Raw genomic sequence first — 4,617 nt, forward strand, 5'->3', positions numbered from 1 at the left:
GTCCCAGAGTGCCCTGTGCCCCGCACCGTCCACAGTGGTCTTCATGGGCACGCCAACGTCCCGGCGCGGCGGGGTGCGCCGCGCCGGGACCGGCGGGGTGTCAGACCTCGACCTTGGTCCAGGTCGAGTCGTGGGCGGCCGACCGCTCGACGGCGTCGAGCACGAGCTGGACCTGGAGCGCGTCGGCGAAGGACGGGGTCGGGTCCTCCCCCGCGGCCACGGCGGCGACGAAGTCGCGCAGCTCGTGGGTGAAGCTGTGCTCGTAGCCCAGGGCGCAGCCCGACGGCCACCACGCGGACATGTACGCGTGGTCCGGCTCGGTGGCCAGGATCCGGCGGAAGCCGCCCTCGGTCCGCGGCGCGGTGGCGTCGTGGAACTCCAGCTCGTTCAGGCGCTCCAGGTCGAACGCGACCGAGCCGAGCGAGCCGTTGACCTCCACCCGCAGGGCGTTCTTGCGCCCGGTGGCGAATCGGGTCGCCTCGTAGGTGGCGACCGCGCCGCCGTCCAGCCGGGCCGTGAACAGGGCGGCGTCGTCCACGGTGACCGGTCCGAACTCCGGTCGGTCCGGCGTGCTGGTCAGCAGCGGGCGCTCCTTGACGAACGTCTCCGTCAACGCGCTCACGCCGGTGATCCGCTGCCCGGTCACGTACTGGGTCAGGTCGACGATGTGCGCGCCGATGTCGCCGAGCGCGCCGGAGCCGGCCCGGTCCTTCTCCAGCCGCCACAGCAGCGGGATCCCGGGGTCGGCGACCCAGTCCTGGAGGTAGGCCGCGCGCACGTGCCGGATCGTGCCGAGCCTGCCGTCGGCGACGAGCTGCCGCATCAGCGCGACGGCCGGGAACCTGCGGTAGTTGTAGCCGCAGGCCGAGCGGACGCCCGACGCGGCGGCGCGGGCCGCCGCGTCGGTCATGGCGCGGGCCTCGTCGACGGTGTTGGCGAGCGGCTTCTCGCACAGGACGTGCTTGCCCGCGGCGAGCGCGGCGGTGGAGATCTCGGCGTGCAGGTCGCCGGGGGTGCACACGTCGATCACGTCGACGTCGTCGCGCGCCACCAGCTCGCGCCAGTCGGTCAGGTGCTCCTCCCAGCCCAGCCGGTCCGCGGCCGCGGCGACGTTGCCCTCGTCGCGGCCGCAGATCGCGACGGTGCGAACGCGCAGCGGGAGGTCGAACACCTTGTTGACCGTCCGCCACGCCAGCGAGTGCGCGGTGCCCATGAACGCGTAGCCGACGAGGCCGACCCGCAGCTCTGCTCTGTCCACAACAGACCCTTTCCCGTTGGGGCCCGGGCGGTGGTCCGCCCGGGCCCTCGTTGGTGGTGGAATCGGGGCGTTGGTGGACGGCCTCGGCGCCGCGCGACCCGCGGGGTCGGGCTACGCGGCCGGTGCCGGTTCCGCCGCCCCGTCGGACACCGGTCGCTTGAGGAAGCCGGTGGCCCAGGCGATCGGGATCGTGATGACGCCCAGGACGATGCCGGCGACCACCGCGTTGGAGACGCTGCCGCCGCCGATGGCCACGCCGCCGATGACCGAGCCCAGCGCGATGCCAGCGTTGGCGGCCGAGGCGGGCAGCGACGACGCGAGCTGGCTGCCCGGACCGGCCAGCTCCAGCACGCGGTACTGGAAGGCGGGCACCGCGCCGAGCGCGAACATGCCCCACGTCAGCAGGGCGATGATCACCAGGAAGGCGATCGAGCCGCCGACCAGCAGCACCACCATCGCGGCGGTCGCGCCGACGCAGCCGACGAGCATGGCGCGCGGCGCGCCGCTGTCGGCGAACCGACCGCCGCCGAACGAGCCCACCGCCGTGGACACGCCGTAGGCCAGCAGGAACACGCTGAGCATCGCCCCGGTGATGCCCGTGACGCCCTCCAGGAACGGCACGATGTAGGTCAGCGCCGAGTAGAGCGAGGCGAACATCAGCAGGCCGAGGCCCAGCACGGCCAGCACCCGCGGCGCGAAGGCGTGCCGGGCCTGGTCGCCCGCGCCGGCCCCGCCGGTGGCGGGCAGCGAGGGCACCACCGCCGCGGTCACCGCGCACACGAGGGCGCTGAGCACGACGATCGCGGTGAACGAGTCGCGCCAGCTCAGCGCCTGGCCGACCAGGGTGCCCAGCGGCACGCCCGCCGCCGCGGACACGGCGAACCCGGAGAACACCACCGAGATCGCCCGGCCCGCGCGCTCGGGCGGCACGACCGCCATGGCCACCAGGAAGGCGACCGCGACGAACAGGCCGTGCAGCGAGCCGGTGACCGCCCGCGCCGCGGCGAACGCGACGAAGTCCTCGGTCAGCACCGGGACCAGGTTGCCCGCGGCGAACAGCAGGGCCGAGCCCAGGAGGATAAGGCGCTTGTCGAACCTGATGGTGAGCGCGGTCAGCAGCGGACCGCCGATGGCCACGCCCAGCGCGTAGGCGGTGACCAGCGTGCCGGCCGTGGGGACGGAGACGTGCAGGTCGTCGGCGATGAGGTTGAGCACGCCGACCATGAGCAGCTCGGCCGTGCCCAGCACGAACGAACCCACGAACAGCGTCACCAGGACGACGTTCGCCCTGCCGCGGCCCAACACCGTCTGCCGGTTACTCATGTGCACCTTCCTTGACTGCCGTCGAGTCTGGGAGGAACCCGCAGCGGGAGCATCTTCCAAAGTGCTCAGCGGAGCTCCGGACAACCGCTTGCATTTAGCAACCGCTTGTACCGTAGCAGGGTGGTGGTAAACTGCAACCAGCTGGAGGTGGTCATGATCGACGAGCCACGATCGGGCTGCCCCGTCAACGCCGCGGTCGAGGTCCTGGGCGACAGGTGGACCCTCATCGTGCTGCGCGACATCATGTTCGCGGACCGCCGCCACTTCCGGGCGCTCCAGCGGGAGTCCGAGGAGGGCATCGCGTCCAACATCCTCGCGAGCCGCCTGCGCGACCTGGTGGCGGCGGGGCTGCTCACCCACGACGACCCCGGCGCGGGGAAGCGCGCGACCTACAGCCTCACCGAGGCGTCCATCGAGCTGGTGCCCGTGCTGGCCCAGCTGGGCTGGTGGGGGCTGCGGCACCGCCCCACGACGCCGGAGCTGCGGGTGCGGGCCGAGCGGCTGCACCAGGGCGGTCCCGAGATGTGGCGCGCCGTCATGGACGAGCTGCGGGAACGCCACCTCGGGGTGCCGGCCGGGACCGCGGCCTCAGACCCGTCCTGAGTCCGACCCCGTCCTGAGTCCGACCCCGTCAGGGCGCCGCGCCCTGGTCCACCTCCGTCCACCGGTCGACGATGTCGCGCAGCAGCACGGCGGTCGCGTCGGCGGCGTCCAGGGTGACGTTGTGCCCCGCGCCGGGCACGACGTGCTCGGCCACCCCCTCGGCGGCGGCCCAGCGGGGCATGGCGGTGGCGATGTTGCCGGTGCGGTCCCGCTCGCCGCGCACGAGCGCCAGCGGCACCGGCGTGCGGTACCCGGGGTCCGGGTCCACGAACGACACCGTGGCGCGCCACACGTCCAGGAACACCGGCTTGGGCATGCGCCCGAACACCTCCGCCGAGTCCGCGACGCCCCGCGGGGTCACGGCCGAGGCGCGGGCCATGAGCGACGGCAGCCGCGAGGCGGGCACGAGGGCCAGCGCCGGCGCCGCGAGCCCGAGCAGCAACCGCTCCGCCGCGGTCAGCGGCCCGGCGTTCCACGTCGCGTCCACGACGACGAGGCCCCCGACGCGGTCGGGCCGGCGGCGGACGAGGGCCTGGGAGAGGTTGCCGCCCAGCGAGTGCCCCACCAGGACCGGGCGTCGCAGGTCGAGGTGGTCCAGCAGCGCGGCCAGGTCGTCCAGCGCGGCCCCCGCGGTGAACCGGGTGCCGGCCGCGAGGGTGGATTCGCCGTGGCCGCGCAGGTCCCAGTCGACCACCCGGTACCCGGCGGCGTGCAGGGCGCGGGCCGTCACCTCGAACATCCGGCGGTCCATGCCCGCGCCGTGCGTGAGCACGACCGGGCGGCGCGGACCGGCCAGGTCCCGGTACCGCAGCACGGCGTCGCCCCGGTCGAGCTCCGAGATCGGGTCCACCACGGTCCCGATCGTAACCCGTCCCCCAGGCTCGTCCGGCGGGGCTCGGAGGACGGGCTCGGAGGGCGGGCTCAGCCGAGGTCCCGGTAGGACCCGCGCACGACGTCCTCCAGCAACCCCACCTCCCGGGTCCGCCAGCCGAACGCCTCCTCCGCGCGGGCCGGGTCGAGCGTGATGTTGCGCCCCAGCACCCCCGCCAGCGGCCCGAAGGCCCGCGCCGCCGCCTCCGGGTCCAGCGGCGCCCGGTCGGCGCCCGTCAGCTCGGCGACCGCCTCGGCCAGGTCCCGCATCCGCAGCAACGTGCGCGAGGCCGCGTTGAACACCCCGCCGACCGGCCGCTCCAGCGCCGCCACGTACAGCCTCGCCAGGTCGTCCACGTGCACCGGGGACCACAGGTTCTCCCCCGACCCCACGTAGGGCGCCGCGCCGAGCTGCTTCGACACGCCGATCATCGCGAGCACCAGCGCCGAACCGCCCCGGCCGTGCACGAGCCCGCCGCGCAGCACCGTCGCGGTCACGTCCCCGGCGGCGAGCACCTGGCGCTCGCCGAGCAGCATGTTCACCGGGGGCGGGACGTCGTCGA

Annotated in this window: 5 protein-coding genes; 1 reads left to right on the forward strand and 4 read right to left on the reverse strand. The window is 74.4% G+C overall.

Annotation, left to right across the window (positions count from 1 at the left end; genetic code table 11):
* Positions 1-100: 100 nt before the first annotated feature.
* Both ACFV4N_RS40165 and ACFV4N_RS40170 read right to left on the reverse strand, forming a co-directional pair.
* Complete coding sequence (locus tag ACFV4N_RS40165; RefSeq protein ID WP_499677933.1) at positions 101-1,258, reverse strand: Gfo/Idh/MocA family protein; 1,158 nt, start codon at positions 1,256-1,258, stop codon at positions 101-103.
* Positions 1,259-1,369: 111 nt separating this feature from the next.
* Positions 1,370-2,581, reverse strand: coding sequence for an MFS transporter (locus tag ACFV4N_RS40170; protein ID WP_499677934.1), 1,212 nt, complete (start codon positions 2,579-2,581; stop codon positions 1,370-1,372).
* 120 nt (positions 2,582-2,701) lie between these two features.
* Between ACFV4N_RS40170 and ACFV4N_RS40175 the strand changes: the two genes are divergently transcribed.
* Positions 2,702-3,184, forward strand: coding sequence for a winged helix-turn-helix transcriptional regulator (locus ACFV4N_RS40175; protein ID WP_499677935.1), 483 nt, complete (start codon positions 2,702-2,704; stop codon positions 3,182-3,184).
* 28 nt (positions 3,185-3,212) lie between these two features.
* Here ACFV4N_RS40175 and ACFV4N_RS40180 read toward each other — a convergent pair whose 3' ends face one another.
* Positions 3,213-4,037 (reverse strand): alpha/beta fold hydrolase, encoded by an 825-nt coding sequence (locus tag ACFV4N_RS40180; protein ID WP_499677936.1) that lies wholly within the window; start codon positions 4,035-4,037, stop codon positions 3,213-3,215.
* Between the two features lie 68 nt (positions 4,038-4,105).
* Positions 4,106-4,617: NAD-dependent epimerase/dehydratase family protein (locus tag ACFV4N_RS40185; protein WP_499677937.1), on the reverse strand; the 512-nt coding region annotated here is incomplete at its 5' end.

Source organism: Actinosynnema sp. NPDC059797, assembly GCF_042732085.1.
In the GTDB taxonomy this organism is placed as follows: Bacteria; Actinomycetota; Actinomycetes; order Mycobacteriales; family Pseudonocardiaceae; genus Actinosynnema.